This is a genomic window from Pigmentiphaga sp. MLSB6-MA01 (assembly GCF_058793475.1).
In genome coordinates, this window is the sequence record NZ_JBXAFV010000012.1 from 107,525 (window position 1) to 125,826 (window position 18,302).

15 protein-coding genes are annotated in these 18,302 nt (G+C 68.6%); 5 read left to right on the forward strand and 10 right to left on the reverse strand.

From position 1 onward, the window contains the following. Nucleotides 1-39: 39 nt before the first annotated feature. Nucleotides 40-1,926, reverse strand: a complete 1,887-nt coding sequence (gene ilvD / locus AC1Q6E_RS19680; protein ID WP_152797122.1) for a dihydroxy-acid dehydratase — start codon at nt 1,924-1,926, stop codon at nt 40-42. Nucleotides 1,927-2,083: 157 nt separating this feature from the next. On the opposite strand from ilvD, the gene AC1Q6E_RS19685 reads away from it, so the two are divergent. From AC1Q6E_RS19685 to AC1Q6E_RS19700, 4 genes are all read left to right on the forward strand, one after another. Further along, nucleotides 2,084-3,115, forward strand: coding sequence for a hemin-degrading factor (locus AC1Q6E_RS19685; protein WP_492573367.1), 1,032 nt, complete (start codon nt 2,084-2,086; stop codon nt 3,113-3,115). Between the two features lie 20 nt (nt 3,116-3,135). After that, the gene (locus AC1Q6E_RS19690) at nt 3,136-4,014 is read left to right on the forward strand and encodes a ChaN family lipoprotein (RefSeq protein WP_492573368.1); all 879 of its coding nucleotides are present in this window, start codon (nt 3,136-3,138) and stop codon (nt 4,012-4,014) included. 94 nt (nt 4,015-4,108) lie between these two features. Next, entirely contained in the window at nt 4,109-5,086 is a 978-nt protein-coding gene (locus tag AC1Q6E_RS19695; RefSeq protein ID WP_492573369.1) for a Gfo/Idh/MocA family oxidoreductase, read from the forward strand. A 125-nt stretch (nt 5,087-5,211) separates the two neighbouring features. Then, the gene (locus AC1Q6E_RS19700; RefSeq protein WP_296556127.1) at nt 5,212-5,574 is read left to right on the forward strand and encodes a hypothetical protein; all 363 of its coding nucleotides are present in this window, start codon (nt 5,212-5,214) and stop codon (nt 5,572-5,574) included. Here the strand turns inward: AC1Q6E_RS19700 and AC1Q6E_RS19705 are convergent. The 9 genes from AC1Q6E_RS19705 to AC1Q6E_RS19745 form a co-directional block, all read right to left on the reverse strand. Continuing rightward, the gene (locus AC1Q6E_RS19705; RefSeq protein WP_492573370.1) at nt 5,545-6,960 is read right to left on the reverse strand and encodes a heavy metal sensor histidine kinase; all 1,416 of its coding nucleotides are present in this window, start codon (nt 6,958-6,960) and stop codon (nt 5,545-5,547) included. The genes AC1Q6E_RS19700 and AC1Q6E_RS19705 overlap by 30 nt on opposite strands. Beyond that, nucleotides 6,960-7,646 (reverse strand): heavy metal response regulator transcription factor, encoded by a 687-nt coding sequence (locus AC1Q6E_RS19710; protein WP_152797148.1) that lies wholly within the window; start codon nt 7,644-7,646, stop codon nt 6,960-6,962. Before AC1Q6E_RS19710 ends, AC1Q6E_RS19705 begins: the two co-directional genes overlap by 1 nt. Nucleotides 7,647-7,665: 19 nt before the next feature. Next, a complete protein-coding gene (locus tag AC1Q6E_RS19715) occupies nt 7,666-8,130 on the reverse strand; it encodes a DUF411 domain-containing protein (protein ID WP_152797799.1) in 465 nt (154 codons plus the stop codon). A gap of 20 nt (nt 8,131-8,150) precedes the next feature. Beyond that, on the reverse strand, nt 8,151-9,077 hold the full coding sequence (copD, locus tag AC1Q6E_RS19720; RefSeq protein WP_296556124.1) for a copper homeostasis membrane protein CopD: 927 nt from the start codon (nt 9,075-9,077) through the stop codon (nt 8,151-8,153). A gap of 3 nt (nt 9,078-9,080) precedes the next feature. After that, complete coding sequence (gene copC, locus AC1Q6E_RS19725; protein WP_152797152.1) at nt 9,081-9,464, reverse strand: copper homeostasis periplasmic binding protein CopC; 384 nt, start codon at nt 9,462-9,464, stop codon at nt 9,081-9,083. 41 nt (nt 9,465-9,505) lie between these two features. Beyond that, nucleotides 9,506-10,477 (reverse strand): copper resistance protein B, encoded by a 972-nt coding sequence (locus AC1Q6E_RS19730; protein ID WP_492573371.1) that lies wholly within the window; start codon nt 10,475-10,477, stop codon nt 9,506-9,508. Nucleotides 10,478-10,487: 10 nt separating this feature from the next. Next, nucleotides 10,488-12,227 carry a copper resistance system multicopper oxidase gene (locus AC1Q6E_RS19735; protein WP_492573372.1) on the reverse strand — a complete coding sequence of 580 codons (1,740 nt, stop codon included), beginning with the start codon at nt 12,225-12,227 and terminating at the stop codon, nt 10,488-10,490. Between the two features lie 100 nt (nt 12,228-12,327). Next, a complete protein-coding gene (locus AC1Q6E_RS19740) occupies nt 12,328-14,748 on the reverse strand; it encodes a heavy metal translocating P-type ATPase (RefSeq protein WP_492573373.1) in 2,421 nt (806 codons plus the stop codon). Nucleotides 14,749-14,845: 97 nt separating this feature from the next. Beyond that, on the reverse strand, nt 14,846-17,119 hold the full coding sequence (locus AC1Q6E_RS19745; protein ID WP_492573374.1) for a DUF6351 family protein: 2,274 nt from the start codon (nt 17,117-17,119) through the stop codon (nt 14,846-14,848). 107 nt (nt 17,120-17,226) lie between these two features. Here AC1Q6E_RS19745 and AC1Q6E_RS19750 point away from each other — a divergent pair, with 107 nt between their 5' ends. Beyond that, nucleotides 17,227-18,183, forward strand: coding sequence for a LysR family transcriptional regulator (locus AC1Q6E_RS19750; protein ID WP_296556116.1), 957 nt, complete (start codon nt 17,227-17,229; stop codon nt 18,181-18,183). Nucleotides 18,184-18,302: the final 119 nt, after the last annotated feature.

Consider the following 18,302-nt stretch of genomic DNA (forward strand, 5'->3'; position numbering starts at 1 on the left):
TCCCCCGCCGGCGTTTGGCCGCGGCCTGTACCGCCGCCGTCAGGAAGGCCGGCGCATCAATTGCGAGATGTCGCGCACGGCGCCGCGGTCGGCCGACGTCGCCATCATTCCATACGCCTGGAGCGCCTGCGTCACGACGCGCTGGCGGTCGAGCGGCTGCCACGCCTTGGCGCCGCGCGCTTCCATCGCTTCGCGGCGCCTGGCCAGTTCGGCCGCGTCCACGCGCAGGTTGATACCACGGCCGGGAATGTCGATCTCGATGATGTCGCCCTCTTCCACGAGGCCGATGGCGCCACCCTCGGCCGCCTCGGGCGAGGCGTGGCCGATCACGAGGCCGGACGAGCCGCCCGAGAAGCGGCCGTCGGTCAGCAGCGCGCACGCCTTGCCCAGGCCCTTGGACTTGATGTACGAGGTCGGGTAGAGCATTTCCTGCATGCCCGGGCCGCCCTTGGGGCCTTCATAGCGGATGATGACCACGTCGCCCGCATGCACGGTGTCGCCCAGGATGCCTTCCACGGCGTCTTCCTGGCTTTCGAAGATACGCGCCTTGCCGGTGAACGTCAGGATGCTTTCGTCGACGCCCGCGGTCTTCACGATGCAGCCCTTCTCGGCCAGGTTGCCGTACAGGACGGCCAGGCCGCCGTCCTGCGAATAGGCGTGGGCCTTGTCGCGGATGCAGCCCTCGGCGCGGTCCAGGTCCAGCTTGTCGAAGCGCTTGTCCTGGCTGAAGGCGGTCTGGGTGGGCACGCCGCCGGGCGCGGCGCGGAAGAAGGCGTGGACGGCCTCGTTCGCGTTCGCCTTGACGTCGTTCGCGGCGATGGCCTCGCCCAGGGTCTTGCTGTGCACGGTGGACACCGAGGTGTCCAGCAGGCCCGCGCGGTCGAGCTCGGCCAGGATGGCCATGATGCCGCCGGCGCGGTGCACGTCTTCGATGTGGTACTGCTGCGTGGCGGGCGCGACCTTGCACAGGCAGGGCACGTGGCGCGAGATGCGATCGATGTCGCTCATCGTGAAGTCCACGCCGCCTTCCTGGGCCGCGGCCAGCAGGTGCAGCACGGTGTTGGTCGAACCGCCCATGGACACGTCCAGCGCCATCGCGTTGGTGAACGCCGCCTTGGTGGCGACGTTGCGCGGCAGGACCGAGGCGTCCTCTTGTTCGTAGTAGCGGCGGCACAGTTCGACCGCCACGCGACCGGCGCGCAGGAACAGGTCCTTGCGGTCGGCGTGGGTGGCCACCAGCGTGCCGTTGCCCGGCAGCGACAGGCCCAGGGCCTCGGTCAGGCAGTTCATGGAGTTGGCGGTGAACATGCCCGAGCACGAGCCGCACGTGGGACAGGCCGAACGCTCGTAGTTCTCGACGTCTTCATCCGACACGCTGGGGTCGCCGGCCTTGATCATGGCATCGATCAGGTCGACCTTGATGATTTTCTGGCCATTCACGTCCTGGGCGGGATGGTAGGCCTCGATGACCTTGCCCGCTTCCATCGGGCCGCCCGACACGAACACGGCCGGGATGTTGAGCCGCATGGCGGCCATCAGCATTCCCGGGGTGATCTTGTCGCAGTTGGAGATGCAGACCATGGCATCGGCGCAATGCGCGTTCACCATGTACTCGACCGAATCGGCGATCAGTTCGCGCGAGGGCAGCGAATACAGCATGCCGCCGTGCCCCATGGCGATGCCGTCGTCCACGGCGATGGTGTTGAACTCCTTGGCGACGCCACCGGCGGCCTCGATCTCGCGCGCCACCATCTGGCCCAGGTCCTTCAGGTGCACGTGGCCGGGCACGAACTGGGTGAACGAATTGACGACCGCGACGATGGGCTTGCCGAAATCGCCGTCCTTCATGCCGGTCGCGCGCCATAGCGCACGTGCCCCGGCCATGTTGCGGCCATGGGTGGAGGTACGGGAACGGTATTGCGGCATGACGGGACTCGCAAGGAAAATGACGAAACACTCTAGTATAGGGCGGAACGGACCTGCCCGCCCCGCTCTCGCGATGCATCCGGGGGCATGTCTTACGTTTATTAATAAAAATCATTATCATTACGAACCATTTCCCTCCGCACCCAAGGTTTCCGGCATGACTGCAACCACTCTCTGGCAACGTTACCTGGCCCTCAAGGCCGAGCAGCCCAAGCTGCGCATGCGCGACGCGGCCGCCAGCATCGGCGCCAGCGAAGGTGAACTGGTCGCCGCCGACCCGTCCTCGACCCGGCTCAAGCCCGACTGGAGCGCGCTGCTGGGCGGGTTGAAGGCGGCCGGACCGCTGCTGGCGCTGACCCGCAACGAGGCCGCCGTCCACGAAAAGACCGGGGTCTACGACCACGTCCAGATCGAAGGCAGGATGGGCCTGGCCCTGAACCCCGAGATCGACCTGCGCCTGTTCCTGTCGCAGTGGCGGCACGCCTACGCCGTGGGCGGCGAGCGCCCCAGCCTGCAAGTGTTCGACCAGCAGGGCGAGGCGGTACACAAGATCTACGTGGTCGAGGGCACCGACCGCGCCGCGTTCGAGGCCCTGCTGGCGGCGCAGGCCGACAGCGCGCAGCCGGTCACCCCGGAGCCGCGGCCGGCGCCCGGGCGCAAGGCCGACCAAGAGGTCGACGTCGATGCCTTCCGCCAGGAATGGCGCAATCTGCGCGACACCCACGAGTTCTTCGGCCTGCTGCGGCGGCATGGCGTGGAACGCACGCAGGCGCTGCGGCTGGCGCCTCCCGAGTTCGCGCAGCAGGTCGGCGTCGGCGCCGTGGATGCCGTGCTGAACTCGGCCGCCGGATCGGGCCTGTCCATCATGGTGTTCGTCGGCAATGCCGGATGCGTGCAGATCCACACCGGGCCGGTCCACCGCATCGCGCCCATGGGCCCCTGGCTGAACGTGCTGGACCCGGGCTTCAACCTGCACCTGCGCATGGACCTGTTCACCGAGGCATGGTTGGTGCGCAAGCCCACCGTGGACGGCATCGTGACCTCGCTGGAATGCTATGACGCCGAAGGGTCGCTGATCGTGCAGTTCTTCGGCGAACGCAAACCCGGCAAGCCCGAGCTGACGGCATGGACCGCACTGGCGGACGGACTGGCCGCCATCGCGCCGGGCACGCCCCGGCCCGCGGCATGACGGCCGGCGGACTCGCCCCGATGCGGCGCCGTCGCGGCGCCCTGCCCGGCCCTCGGCCCCTGGCCGGCATGGCCGCGGCCCTGCTGCTGGCCGGATGCTCCTGGCTGCCCGGCAGCCGCGATGCCGCCGTCGCGTCGCTGGCGGCCGAGCTGCCGCGCCACGAGGTCGTGCTGCTGGGCGAAGTCCACGACAACGCCCAAGGCCACCGCCTGCGCCTGCAGGCGCTCACGCGCGCGGTGCGCGCGGGCTGGCGGCCGGCCATCGCCATGGAGCAGTTCGATCGCGAACGGCAGGCCGACCTGGACCGGGCCATGCGGACCTGTACGAACGCCGACTGCGTGATCCAGGCCGCCGCGCCGGCCAGGACGGGTTGGGACTGGGCGCACTACCGCCCCGTGCTGGAACTGGCGCTGCGCGAGAAGCTGCCCGTGGTCGCCGCCAATCTGTCGCGCGCCGATGCCGGCACCGTCATGAAGCAAGGCCCCGCCGCCCTGTTCGATACCGACGAATTGCGCCGGCTCGGCCTGCTCTCGCCCGCTCCCGACCTGCTGTCGGCGCAGCGCAGGGAAGTGGCCGAGGCCCATTGCGGCGCCCTGCCTCCTTCCATGCTGGGCGGCATGGCCATGGCCCAGCTCGCGCGCGACGCCGTGATGGCCGGAACGATCGCCAACGCCGCGCGCGTGCCCGGCGCTTCCGCCCCGCGGCCCGTCGTGCTGCTGGCCGGCAACGGCCACACCCGCCGCGACATCGGCGTGCCGCGCTGGCTCAAGCCCGCCGCCATCCTGTCGGTGGGCTACACCGAACAGCCCGCGCCACCCGGCGCCTACGACCGCGACATCCTCATTCCGCCCGCCCCGCGCGAAGACCCCTGCAAAGCGTTCCAGGTCCCCGGCCGCTAGTGCGGCGCGGGACCGCGCGCCTAGAATAGCGGGATCCCCTCGAACCACGGGCGCGGCCACCGGCCGCGCCTTCTCATCCCGGAGACCGCGTCCCATGCCTGCCCTCTCGCCCGCCCCCATCCGTCTGTGCATCGCCGGCGAAGGCGCCATGGGCTCGACGCACGCGCGCATCTTCGCGGCCATGCCGGGCGTGGAGATCGTGGCCCTGGCGGCCGCCGACATGTCGCGCGGCCGCCAGCTGGCCGCGCAATACGGCATCCCCGATTGCAGCGCCGACCTGGCCGCCACGCTGGCCCGTCCCGACGTGGACGCGGTGGTGCTGGCCACGCCCTCGGGGCTGCATGCCGGGCACGCCGAACTGGCCGCCCGCCTGGGCAAACCCATGCTGATCGAGATCCCCGCCGCGCTGACCCTGGCCGACACCGAACGCCTGGTCCGCGTGCAGACCGAGACCGGCGTGGCCATGATGGTCGCGCACAGCCGCCGCTTCGCGCCGCCGCACACCTCGCTGCGCGAGCGCATCCAGGGCGGCGATTTCACGCTGCACCACCTGGTCTGCGAGACCTACTTCTTCCGCCGCAACAACCTGAACATGTTCGGCGAACCTCGCACCTGGGTCGACAGCCTGCTCTGGCACCATGCCTGCCACACGGTGGACCTGTTCTGCTGGCTGCTGGACGAGACGGAGTTCGACGTCTGGGGCCAGCGCGGCCCCGATCATCCGGAGCTGGGCATCCCCATGGACGTCACCGTGGCCATGCGCTCGCGCAAGCGCGGCACGCTGCTGACCATGGCCATGTCGTTCAACAACAAGGGGCCCTTCGGCGGCTTCTATCGCTACATCGGCGAAGAAGACACCTACCGCGCCTTCCGCGACGAACTGACCGACAGCGACGGCAAGATCGTGGAGATGCCCGGCGCGCAGCCGGCGTTCGAGGCCCAGGACACCGAATTCATCGCGGCGCTGCGCGAAGGCCGTCCCAGCCGCTGCGACATCGCGTCGGTGCTGCCCGCGATGCGGGCGCTGGACGGGATCGACCGCATCATGCGGGGCGCGCCCGCCGCCGGATGACCGACATGTAATCCCCCGGCCATCCGGCTGTTGGTGCCCGGCTCCTAAAGTGAAGGCTCCTGTGCAAGCCCACGCACAGCCAACCAGACGCCATCGAACGGCGCCTGGCACTTCTGGAGATCGACATGTTGAACGGCAAGATGCTCATCCTCGTCGCGGCCCTGGCGGGCGGCGCGTCCCCCGCCTACGCCACGGATACGGCTATGTCCGGCTCCGCCCCGCGGACCGCGAACCCCGCGCTGCTGGCCAGCGCGGACGGCTGGGCCTTCGTCAACGGCGAGTGGGTCCGCCAGGACCATGCCTACGCCATGAAGGACGGCAGATGGGTCCATACCGATACGCTGCCCCACGCCTCGGCGCAAGCCGGCCCGGCCACGCCCAAGACGCAAAACGCTCCCTCGGCCAGGAGCGACAAGTTCATCGCCTCTGACGGCTGGGTGTTCGAGAACGGCGAGTGGTCATTGCCCCCGCGCGTCCGGGGCCAGTGACGCGGACGGCGCGTCCCTGCCCGGAAAGATCAGCGTGAAGCGGGTCCGGCCGGAAACGGAGCCGGCGGTAATGTCGCCCCCGTGCGCCACCATGATGGCGCGCGTGATCGACAGCCCCAGCCCCGAGCTTTCCGAGTCGGGCCTCGCCCTGGACTTGTCGCCGCGAAAGAAACGGTCGAACAGCGAGGGGATCAGTTCCGCCGGGATTGCCTTGCCATCGTTCTCGATCGCGATCGTGACGGCCTTGGCCTCGCCCGCGACGACGACGTCTATCGCCCCGCCCCGCGGCGTATGGCGCAAGGCGTTCGAGAGCAGGTTGCTCAAGGCGCGCCGCAGCATCAGCCGGTCGCCCACGATCCTGCCACGGCCCGTCAGGCGCATGGCCACCGCCTTGTCCTCGGCCAGGGCCTCGTAGAACTCGAACAGGGCGCCGACCTCGTCCTGGACGGCGATGAGCTCGGCATCGGGCAAGGTAATGCCGTGCTCCATCTTGGCGAGATACAGCATGTCGGACACCATCCGGGACAAGCGCTGCAGCTCCTCTTCGTTCGACGCCAGGATCTCGCGATATTTCGCCGCTTCGCGCGGCTGCGACAGCACGACGTGGGTCTGCGTCAACAGATTCGTCAGCGGTGTGCGAAGCTCGTGGGCCAGGTCGGACGAGAACTCCGACAACCGGCGAAAATCGTCCTGCAGCCTGGCCAGCATGGCGTTCAAGGTCGAGGCCAGGTCGGACATCTCCAGCGGGACGGCATCCACGGGCATGCGCGCATCCAGTTTCTGCGCCGTGACGGAACGGGCCCGCGCGGCCATCGTCCGCAAAGGGGCCAGCCCGCTGCGGGCCGCCCACCAGCCGAACACCCCGCTCACGAGCGCGGACAGCGCCACGTACAGCACCAGCGACTGGAGGAAGCCCCGCATGAAGTGCGCATGGATCCCGGTCGCCAGCCCGACGATGACGCGCAGTTCGCCTCCCGGCTCGCCCGCGGTGGCCGTGGTGGTGCGCAACCCCCGGTACTCGGCCCCGTCCTGCTTCCAGGTGAATGCCTCTTTTCCCGCCGGCAAGGCCTGCGCCGCGCTCAAGGCATGCCGGAACTCGAAGCCGTCCGTGGCATACACGCTCGCTCCCCGCCCCGTCTGGATCCACGCCACCAGCCCGGGATGATTCTGAAGGGCGGCGCCCAGGCGCACCGGCATCGAGGCGGCCTCCGCTTCCCGGGCGATTTTCCGGACCAGGCTGGCCTTCTCTTCAAGCACGGCGAAGTCTTCGTAGGCGAAGTGCTGGTCCATCGACGAGGCGATCAGCGCCCCCAATCCAAGGAGCACCGTGGCCGACGACAGCGCGAAGAAAGTCGTCAGCCGCGTCGTCAGGGAAAAAGGGCGCATCAGGCCGGATCCTCCGGTTCTTCGAAAACGTAGCCCATGCCCCGCACGGTCTGGATGAGCTTCGCCTCGAACGCGTCGTCGATCTTGGCGCGCAGCCGGCGGATCGCCACGTCGATGACGTTCGTGTCGCTGTCGAAGTTCATGTCCCATACCTGGGAGGCGATCAGCGACCGCGGCAGCACCTCGCCGCGCCGGCGTACGAACAGTTCGAGCAGTGCGAACTCCTTGCTCGTCAGGTTGATGCGCCGGCCGGCGCGCGTGGCCCGGCGGCGGACGAGATCGAGCACCAGATCGCCGACCTGGATGCGATCCGTGGCGATCTGCCCACTGCCCCGCCGCAGCAGGGTCCGGACACGGGCCAGCAGTTCGGAAAAGGCAAAGGGCTTGACCAGATAATCGTCCGCGCCGAGCTCCAGGCCCTTGACCCGGTCGGCCACGCTGTCGCGCGCGGTCAGGAACAGGACGGGAACATTGTTTTCGACCGCCCGCAGGGTTTGCAGGATGCGCCAGCCATCCACATCGGGCAGCATCACATCGAGCACGATCAGATCGTAGGGCTCGCTCAACGCCCGGTACTGTCCGTCCAGCCCGTTGTCCGCCAGGTCGACCACGAACCCGGCCTCGGTCAGCCCTTGCCTGAGATACTCGCCGGTCTTGGCTTCGTCTTCCACGACCAGTAGTTTCATCGCGAAGCCTCGCCGCGCATCAACGATAGGCCTGGTAGACGCTGGACCGCCCCCCGGCCCGGAGCAGCACGACATCGTAGGCGGATTTCCGGCCCCCATACTCGGGGCCGTCCATGCCCGGCGAGCCCAGGGGCATGCCCGGGACGGCCAGGCCGATGGCCGGCGGACGTTCGCGCAGCAACCGCCTGACTTCCCGGGCGGGCACGTGTCCCTCCAGCGCATAGCCTTCCACCACCGCGGAATGGCACGAGCCATGGTCGTCCGGAATGCCGAGACGGCTGCGCGCCGCGGACGTATCGTCGACATCGTGGGCGATCACGCGGAATCCGTTGTCCTGCAGGTGTTTGATCCAGTCCTTGCAACATCCGCAAGTCGGCGTCTTCCAGACTTCCACGGTCGTCGCCTTCTGCGCCCGGGCGCCAAGGGGAAGCAAGGCGGCTCCGATCAGGAGCGCGCGACGTGACAGGCTTGCGTGCTTAGGCATCATGCATGGTTCCTTGAAAATCAGGCGGGCGGGCCGAGCGTTCCCAGCCACGCCACCAATAACAGAATCGCGGTCGCCGCGCCGGCTTCCAGCGCCAGGCTCTTGCGCAGAAGGACCAGGGCGGCCTCGGGACGGCCGCCAGCGATCGACGCCTCCAGCATGGGACCGAGGCGAAACCGGTTCGCGGCGGCCAGGCCCAGCATCAAGGCGAACAACCCTAGCTTGCCGACAAGAAGCCAGCCATACAGCCCCGACAGCAGGCCTTGGACGGTGGGGCCGACGATGAACCAATAGTTGGCGGCACCCGTGAACGCCAAGGCCGCGACGATGACGGTCCCGAGGCCCGCGAACCCCGTCAGCCCCCGGCTCAGCAGGCGTACCTGCCGATCGGGTGCGCCATCCGGGCGCAGCCACAGCATCGCCGCGAATACGGTCAATGCCCCCAACCAGCCCGCCGCCGCGATCAGGTGGACGATATCGGCGGCCAGATGCAGATACCCCCGCGCGCCATCGTCCATGGCGCCATGTCCGCCCCAGGCAAGGCTGGCCAGCGCGACCAGGGCCGATCCGGCAACGGCCCACAGGCCGGACACGCAACGATACTTCATCGACACGGCACAGGCCAAAGCCAGCATCAGCGCCACGATCCGTATCGCGGCCGCCAGTCCCGCATCGGTGCCGCCGACCACCATGGCCAGGATGGACGGCCGCAAATCCATGAGATGCTCCGCGCCGCTCATGGATTGGGCAAGCAGCGCCAGGCCGAGCCCGGCCAGCGGAATGCCGATGGCCGCGGCCGTCACCAGCAAGGCGCCGAATCGCAGGCTCTTCTCGCCGTCCTCCCATTCACGGCGAAAGCTGTGGAGGATGAACAGCGGCACGCCGCCCAGCAGCGCCAGGTCCACGTAGAGCGCGAAGCGTACCGCCACGCCCAGTCCCTCGGACATGGTCTATTTCACGCTGAACGGGAAATTTCCCGTCACCGGATGCGTATCGGACGATACCGCCCGCCACTCCACGCGGTAGGTACCGGTCACCAGCGGCCTGGCGGGCGTGATGACCATCGTCTTGGGATCGGCATCGCCCGAGACCTTGGCCTCCACCGGCATGGGCGCGTGGGTCATGCCGGGCATGCCGGTCATGAGCAGCCGGGCGCCCGAGAACTGGGTGACGAGCGCTTCCGAAAAACGCAGCTCGATTCTCGACGGCGCCGCGGTCTCCGCCCGGGCCTCGGGCGTCGACGACACGAGTTCGGGATGGGCCTGGGCCGCGGCGGCGACAAGCAGCCCGGCCGTCAGGACGGCGGCACTCAGGGCGGTACGAGCGTTGGACATGATGCACCTTGCGATGGGTAGGAAAGAGAGATGGCGGGAGATCAGAACCACATGCGCACGCCGACCACGAACCGGGTGTCGCTGCGGCGTTCCCCGTGCGCCCGCCCATAGTCCGCGGTGGTCCCATAGGTCCGGTTCCAGGTCACGCCGACGTAGGGAGCGAATTCGCGGCGGATCTCGTATCGCAGCCGCACGCCCAGCTCCGTGCTCGACAGGCCGGACCCGATGCCTCGCCCGTGGTCGTTCTTGCCGAAGAAATTGACCTCGGCGGCCGGCTGCAGGATGAGCCGGTTCGTGAAGAGGATGTCGTACTCCCCTTTCAGGCGCGCGGCGGTCTGTCCGTTCTCGCCGGCGAAGACGAGGGCGGACGCCTCGAAGTTGTAGAGCGCCATTCCCTGGAAGCCGAACGCGGCCCAGGTCCGCGACGAACCGGGCTTGAAGTCGTGGCGCACCCCGCCCACGACATCCCACCAGGGACTGATGGCACGGCCCCACAGCGCCTGCACCTCGGCCTCGTGGAGCTTCCCGCCCGAACGCTCGCCTTCCGAGCTGAGCCACAGGCGGTCGATGTCGCCGCCGATCCAGCCCTTGAAATCCCAGCTCAAGGCGTTCCCGCCACGCGCGTCCTGCCATTCCAGCCGATCCACGAGGAACAGGGAATTGATGCCCTTGTCGTGCACGGCATGGCCCGACGTATCCAGGGCTGCGGCCTTGCGGTCGGCATCGGTCAGCCTGGGAATGGGCGTGCGGCTTTCCGTGGGCGCGGCGTCCATGGTCTGCATCGGGGCGTGATCCATGCTTTGCATGGGACCGTGATCCATGCCCGGCATCTTGCCGTGATCCATCCCTTGCATGTGCGAATGGTCCATCCCTTGCATCTGCGAATGGTCCATGCCCTGCATCTGCGAATGATCCATCCCCTGCATCTGGGCATGGGCCGTCGACGAGGCCAGCGCCAGGCCGACGAACGCGGCGGACAGCGCCGGCGCGGTGCGGTGAATTGAAAAAATCATGGCCCCCCCTTTACTCTTGCACCCGGACTTCGCGGAACATGCCGGCTTCCATGTGATACAGGAGGTGGCAGTGATAGGCCCAACGCCCGAGCGCGTCGGCGGTCACCCGGTAGCTGCGCCGCGACCCCGGCGGCATATCGATGGTGTGCTTGCGCACCATGAAATTGCCGTTCTCGTCCTCCAGGTCGCTCCATAGTCCATGCAGGTGGATGGGATGGGTCATCATGGTGTCGTTCACGAGCACGATCCTGACCCGCTCGCCGTACTTCAGCAGCACCGGCCTGGCGTCCGAGAACTTGATGCCGTCGAACGACCAGGCGAATTTCTCCATGTGGCCGGTCAGGTGCAGCTCTATGGTCCGGCCTGGCGCGCGTCCGTCGGGATCCTCGAAGGTGCTGCGCAGGTCGGCGTAGGCCAACACGCGGCGGCCGTTGTTCCGCAGGCCCATGCCGGGGTCGTCCAGCTTGGGCGCGGGGCTCATCGTCTGCATGTCGACCAGGGGATTGTTCTTCTCCGACGCGGGATGGGACTGCATGCCGCCCGAGGCCCCCTGCCCATGGTCCATGCCTTGCATCTGGCCGTGGTCCATCCCGGCCATGCCACCATGATCCATGCCGGCCATGCTGCTGTGATCCATGCCCATGTCCTCCATGGCCAGGATCGGCCGCGGATCCATGTCGGGCACCGGCGCATGCAGGCCCTCGCGCACGGCCAGGGTGCCGCGCGCATACCCCGTGCGGTCCATGGACTGGGCGAAGATGGTGTAGGCCTCGTCCCTGGAAGGCTCGACGATCACGTCGTAGGTCTCGGCCACCGCGATGCGGAATTCGTCGACCGCGACGGGCTTGACGTGCTGTCCGTCGGCCGCCACCACCGTCATCTTCAAGCCGGGGATGCGGACGTCGAAATACGTCATGGCCGACCCGTTGATGAAGCGCAGGCGCAGGCGTTCACCCGGCTTGAACAGGCCCGTCCAGCCGCCGTCCGGTGCCTGTCCATTCAGCAGATAGGTATAGGTGTACCCGCCGACGTCGGCGATGTCGGTCGGGTTCATCCGCATCTCGGCCCACATCTTCCGGTCCGCGATCGTGGCCGACCAGCCCTTCTCCCGGACATCCCGGAAAAAGTCGCCGACGGTGCGCTTGTGGAAGTTGTAGTAGTCGGACTTTTTCTTCAACGTGCGCATCAGCCGCGCCGGATCCTCGTCGGTCCAGTCCGACAGCATCACGACGTACTCGCGGTCGTAGGCGAACGGTTCCGGCTCCCTGGCGTCGATGATCAGCGGCCCGTAGACGCCCGCCTGCTCCTGGAATCCCGAATGGCTGTGGTACCAGTAGGTGCCGTTCTGGCGCACCTTGAAGGTGTAGACGTACATGCCGTCGGGCGCGATGCCTTCGAAGCTCAGCCCGGGCACGCCGTCCATGTTGGCGGGCAGCAGGATGCCGTGCCAATGGATGGACGTGGACTCCCGCAGCTTGTTGCGCACGCGCAAGGTGACGGTGTCGCCTTCGCGCCAGCGCAGGAGCGGCCCCGGTATGCCGCCGTTCACGGTCATCGCGGTGCGCGGGCTGCCGGTGAAATTCACTGGCGTCTCGCCGATCTGCAGGTCGAACTCGGTGCCGGCCAGCACGTGGGGGGCGCCCGGCCCGATGGCCGCCCAGACGGGCCTGCGCCAGAGTCCCAGCGCGCCCAGCGCGCCGCCGGCGGCCAGGGCGGTGACGAACGTCCGCCTTGAGGTCTTGGTGTGCATGCGATATCCGATGAATCCGGTCAGGCCGCCACTCTAGCCAGCGGCCTCCCACCCCAGCCTGACCCGAAGATTACGTTTGTGTAATGTTGAACCCGCGCCGTCAGGCCCGGCCCTTCCACCGCCGCAGCAGCAAGGCGTTGGAGACCACGCTGACACTGCTCAGCGCCATCGCCGCGCCGGCCAGGACCGGACTGAGCAGGCCCAGGGCCGCCAGCGGCACGCCGACCACGTTGTAGATGAAGGCCCAGAACAGGTTCTGGCGGATCTTGGCGTAGGTGCGCCGGGAGATGTCGATCGCGTCCCCGACCAGCGCGGGATCGCCGCGCATGAGCGTGACGCCCGCGGCATGCATGGCCACGTCGGTGCCGGTCGACATGGCGATGCCCACGTCCGCGGCCGCCAGCGCCGGCGCATCGTTGATGCCGTCGCCCACCATCGCCACCACATGGCCTTCGGCGCGCAGCGCGGCGATGGCTTCGGCCTTGTGCTCGGGCAGCACCTCCGCGCGCACGTCGTCCACGCCCAGCGCCTGGCCGATGGCGCGCGCGGCGCCGGCGTTGTCGCCGGTCAGCAGCACGCTGCGTATGCCTTGCGCACGCAGCGAGGCCACTGCCGCCTCCGAAGTCGGCTTGAGCGTATCGCCGAAGGCCAGCAGGCCCAGCAGCACCGGTTGCCCGCTCACGCTGGCGACCCAGGACACGGTGCGCCCCTCGGCCTGCAGCGCCGCGGCCCGCTGCGCCAGCGGCGCGATCTCGACACCCAGCTCCTGCATGTAGCGGCCGCTGCCCAGGCGCAGCTCGCGGCCTTCCACCGACGCCGCCATGCCGCGCCCGGCCACCGCCCGCGCCTGGGTGGCGGCCGGCACCGCGATCCCCTCGCGCCGCGCCTCGGCCATGACGGCGCGCGCCAGCGGGTGTTCGCTGCCCGCCTGCAAGGCGGCGCTGGCGGCCAGCAGGTCGCGACGCTCGCCCTGCGCCGGCTCGGCGGCGATCAGTTCAGGCTTGCCTTCGGTCAGCGTTCCGGTCTTGTCGAACGCGACGACCTTGACGTTGTGCGCCACTTCCAGCGCTTCGGCATCCTTGATCAGGATGCCGTGGCGCGCCGCCACGCCGGTCCCGGCCATGATGGCCGTGGGCGTGGCCAGCCCCAGCGCGCACGGGCAGGCAATGACCAGGACCGCCACCGCATTGAGGATGGCCAGTTCCCAATCGCCGGTCGCCCCGCCCCAGGCCAGCAGGGTCACGATGGCGATGACGACGATCACGGGCACGAACACTTCGCTCACCCGGTCCACCAACCGCTGGATCGGCGCCTTCTTGGCCTGTGCCGACTCGACCAGCCGCACGATGCGGGCCAGCACCGACTCGGCGCCGACGGCGGTGGTGCGGACCACCAGCAGGCCTTCTGCATTGACCGAGCCGCCGGTGACGCGATCGCCGTGCTGCTTGTCCACCGGCAGGCTCTCGCCGGTGATGAGCGACTCGTCGACCTGGCTGGCCCCCTCGACCACTTCGCCGTCCACCGGCACGCGCTCGCCCGGGCGCACCACGACGAGGTCGCCAGGATGCACCGACGCGACCGGCATCTCGATCTCGCCGCCTTCGCGCCGGACGCGCGCCACCTCGGGCCGCAAGGCGTTCAGCGCGCGGATCGCCTCGGTGGTCTGCCGCTTGGCGCGGGTCTCCAGCCACTTGCCCAACAGGACCAGCGTAATCACCACCGCCGAGGCTTCGAAGTACAGATGCGTGGCCCCGTGGGCGCCATGGCGCAGCAGTTGGTAGACGCTCAGGCCGTAGGCGGCGCTGGTGCCGAGCGCCACCAATAGATCCATGTTGCCGGTACGCGCCTTCAAGGCCTTCCAGGCACCGCGATAGAAGCGCGCGCCCAGCCAGAACTGCACCGGCGTCGCCAGCGCCCACTGCACCCAGCCATTGGGCATCCAGTGGACGCCGAAGGGCATCAGCACCATGGGCACGACCAGCGGCAGGGAAAGCACCGTCGCCAGGGCGATCGGCCACCACGACGGCAGGCCAGCGGAAACCGCGGCGGCGGCCGGAGTGGATTGCGCGGGCAGGCGCGCCTCGTACCCCGCCTTTTCCACCGCGGCGATCAGCGTGGCCGGATCGACCCTGGACACGAGCGAGACACGCGCCGTCTCGGTGGCGAGGTTGACTTCGGCGCCGGCCACGCCGGGCACCCGGGCCAGGGCCTTCTCCACCCGCGCCACGCACGAGGCGCAAGTCATGCCGCCTATGCTCAGGTCCACCGATTCGGCGGGCACCTCGTAGCCGGCCTGCTCGACCGCCGCGCGCAGCGTCGCGGCTTCCACCGGAGCATCGGCCTCGATCTCGGCCGTTTCGGTGGCCAGGTTGACGCTCGCCCGCCGAACGCCGGGCACGCGCGCCAGGGCACGCTCGACCCGGCCGACGCAGGAGGCGCAGGTCATGCCCTCGATGGGCAAGGTCCAGCTCACGGGCGAATTGCCCGGGCCGGCCGCCGCCGGCGTTGACTGTCCATTCATGGTTTCCTCGCGATACTGGGAGTGATGCTTCACAGTATCAAGCTTCCCATGATGGGAAAGTCAAGCGCCGGATCCGGGGCCGGCCCCGCCGGGGGGGTCAGGCCCCCTCGCCCGCCTCCGACACCGGCGCGGCGCCCAGCGGCTTGCCGCCAGGCCCGGCCATGAAGCTCTGCCAGGGTTCGGGCGCGGCCTGGCCGGCGCCGGGCTTGCCGTAGTCGCACACGCCGTTCGGGAACACCGCCTGCAGGCGCGTCCATTGCTGACCGCTGAAGGCCACCGCGAAATCCGCCCGCGCCAGCGGCTTCAGGGCACACTTCATGATATCGCTGGCCAGGCCTTCGCCCGCCGCGACGCGGGTATCCCGGAAGACCGGCCATTCGTCCACCCCGGGGCTATAGACCGCCGCCGCCCCCGATCCGGCCACGGTCGATGCCGAGGTCGGGTCGGCGCCGGTATTGCAGTAGTCGGCATCCGTGCTCCAGGCCGCCGCATCGGCGCGCCAGCACGCGTCCGCCGCGACGGCCGGTTTGTTGGCGACGATCTTTTCCCGCAGCGTCTTGCCGGAGGTGTCGGCCTCGACCTTGCCCAGCCATTCGTTCATCGCGTCGAACCGGCGCGCGGTGTAGTCCGGCGGCGTGGACTTGTAGCGCCAGATGACGTGGTTCGCGTAGTCCCCGTGCTCGCGCAGGATGCGGTTGCGGATCACGTAACCGCGGAAGTCGTAGTGCTCTTCCCGCACGTTGAAGCTGATGGACTGGATGATGGCCACGTCGCCCAGGAACCGGCCGTGCGCCACGCGCCCGGACTGGTGCGCGATTTCCGCCGCGCCGGGATCGGCCGCCATCCGCGCCGGCTGCCACTGGCCGTTGATGTCGTAGCCGCCCACCTGTTCATTCACCATCACGAACTGCTCGGGCGAGATCTTGCCGGTGTTGACCGCCTTGAAACCGTAGAGGATGCCGATATTGTCGATCGGCGTCTTGGCATAGCCGGTCGCGTCCCGCGGCCCGAACACCGCGATGTTGAAATCCTGCAGCGTGCAGCGGATGCCCGTGGTGTTCCCCGCCGACCAGACGTTCCAATGCGTTCCGCAGCCCGCGCCGCCCACCGTGGGGTCGAGGTAGAACGGCGTGCGCGAGGCCATGTTGGTACTCGCCGGTCCTTCGCACACCTGGTCGTAGACATGGCCGTTGATATGGGCCTTCTCCATGATGGAGAACGGCGACCCGGCGGTCCTGCGCGCGTCATAGAACCGCTTGAGCAGCCCGCAATCGGCGAACTCCCGGCCGGTGGTCCAGGTATCCTGCCACCCGTCCGAAGGCATCAACCCCTGCAGCAGGCCCGGATAGTTCGAGGCGTGCAGGTGTTGCTGGTGCGCGCCGCCGGAGCTGCCGTCGGCCATGGTGTAGCGGATCTCGCCGTAGTTTTCGGTGATGTGCTCCTTGAGCATGATCACCGTCTCGGCCGACGTCGTGTCGTTGCAATGCGTGCCGTATTGCGTCATCTCGGACGATGCCACCATGAAGCCACGGCTCAGGGCCACATCGTCCAGAACGCTGCCCGGATTCCCCTGGGCGCGGCTGTATTCGCAGCCCGACCCGAACTTCCAGTGCAGCTTGCCGTTCCAGGAAGCGGGGCGGGCATACGGCGTCCATCCCTTGGTCGGATCGGCCGGGTTGGCCAGGTAGGCGATGTCGTATTTGCCACGGTTGACCACGCCGCGTTCGATGCGGACGATGTAGGGCACGGTCTTGCCTTCGTCGGTCGTCGCGCTGGCGATCTGCGCCGCCGCAGGCGGGTTGGCCGGGTCATAGACCGCGAACCGGCCATCCGTGGTCCGGTACTGGTAGCGGAATACCGGCGCGGCGATATTGCACTGGCCGTCGAGCGCGTCGCCCAGATCAGGATTGGTCGGCGTGGGCGCCGCGACCTTGGTCGCGCATTCCCAATAGCCGACCTGGGCCCCGGAAATGACGGGGCCGCCGTTCGGATGGTTCTTGATCGCCAGATGCGCGGTCGCGCCGTCGTCCGTCCGCGCCACCAGCGCATTGTCGCCGTCGGCGAGCCCTTCCACCCGGCCCATGTAGCGGCCGTTCCCGCGCACGGCGAACGCGCTCGTCACGTCCTTGCCGTTGAGCAGCATGCGGATCCGCTCGAAGCGCGTGGTGGAACCCTCGGGAACCTTGACTTCGACCAGCGCCTGCCCGCCGGATACGAGATCGGCGCGATTCCCCAGCACCGAAATCCTCAGGCTCGGCGCGCCCGGCGCCGGGGGACCGCCGCCATCCGACGTTCCCCCGTCCCCTCCGCCGCAACCCGCCAGCGCCACGGCCAGCGACATGCCGGTCAGCGCGAGTGATGCCTTTTTCATTGAAGTCTCCTCATCATCGTTAGCGTTGTCGTGCCACCCACAGCGACCGGATAGTAAGATTTGCCAATCATCGAGGGCATCGCTTTTTTTTGATGGAGTGATCGAATATGCAGATAACCGATCTGAATCTCTCCACGCGCCAGGTCCGGGCCTTCACGGCGCTGGCCGAGCACAGAAACTTCACGCGCGCCGCCGAACAATGCCATTTGTCGCAATCGGCGTTCAGCAGCCTGATCAGGACGCTGGAGGACACGCTCGGCATCCGCTTGTTCGACCGCGACACCCGCCGCGTAGAGTTGACGCCCGAAGGCCGCTTGTTCCTCGGGGGCGCGACGCGTGTGCTGGCCAGCCTGCGCGACGCGCTGGAAGACCTGGGCGAGCACTCCGCCGGCCGGCGCGGCCGTGCCGGCGTCGCCGCGCTGCCCTCGCTCGCGGCCGGCTGGATGCCCGGCGTGCTGGCGGCGTTCCATCAGGAATACCCGGGCATCCAGGTGGACGTCGCGGACGTCCTGTCCGAGAGCTGCATCGAGTTCGTGCGCAGCGGCCGGGCCGACTTCGCGCTGGCCTCGATGCGCTCGGTCGGGCCGGACCTGCAGGCCGAACCGTTCTGCCGCGACGGCTTCTATCTGGTCTGCCGCAAGGACCATCCGCTGTCGCGCCGGCGCCGGCTCACGCTCGCGGCGCTCAGCGGCGAACCGTTCATCCACCTCGCCCAGGACAGCAGCGTGCGCCAGCACATCGAGGCGGCCATCCATCCGGCCAAGATGAACGGCATGATGGAGCTGGACCAGTTGAGTACCGTGGCCGGCATGGTGCGGGCCGGCCTGGGTATCACCGTCGTGCCGGCGCTGACGCTGTTCCACTTCGACGGCCCGGACCTGACGGCGCTGCCGGTCGAGACACCGGGGCTGACCCGGGAGGTATTCGTCGTCCGGCGCCGGGATCGCAGCCTGTCCATCGGCGCCCAGGCGCTGCTCGCCTTCATGATGCAGCGCCGGCCGCAGCCGGGGGAAAAACGCGGAGCCCGGCCCAAGGCCGGGCCATCGCCCACCCGCCGCCGGTAATCGGTTTTTCAAATCAGTTATCCCAAATAATCCATTTCCCGGAATACTCCCCGCCCCCCTATCGTCTCGCTCATCCGCAGGTCCCGATCCGGACCCGCTTCCACGACCACGACCGGGTG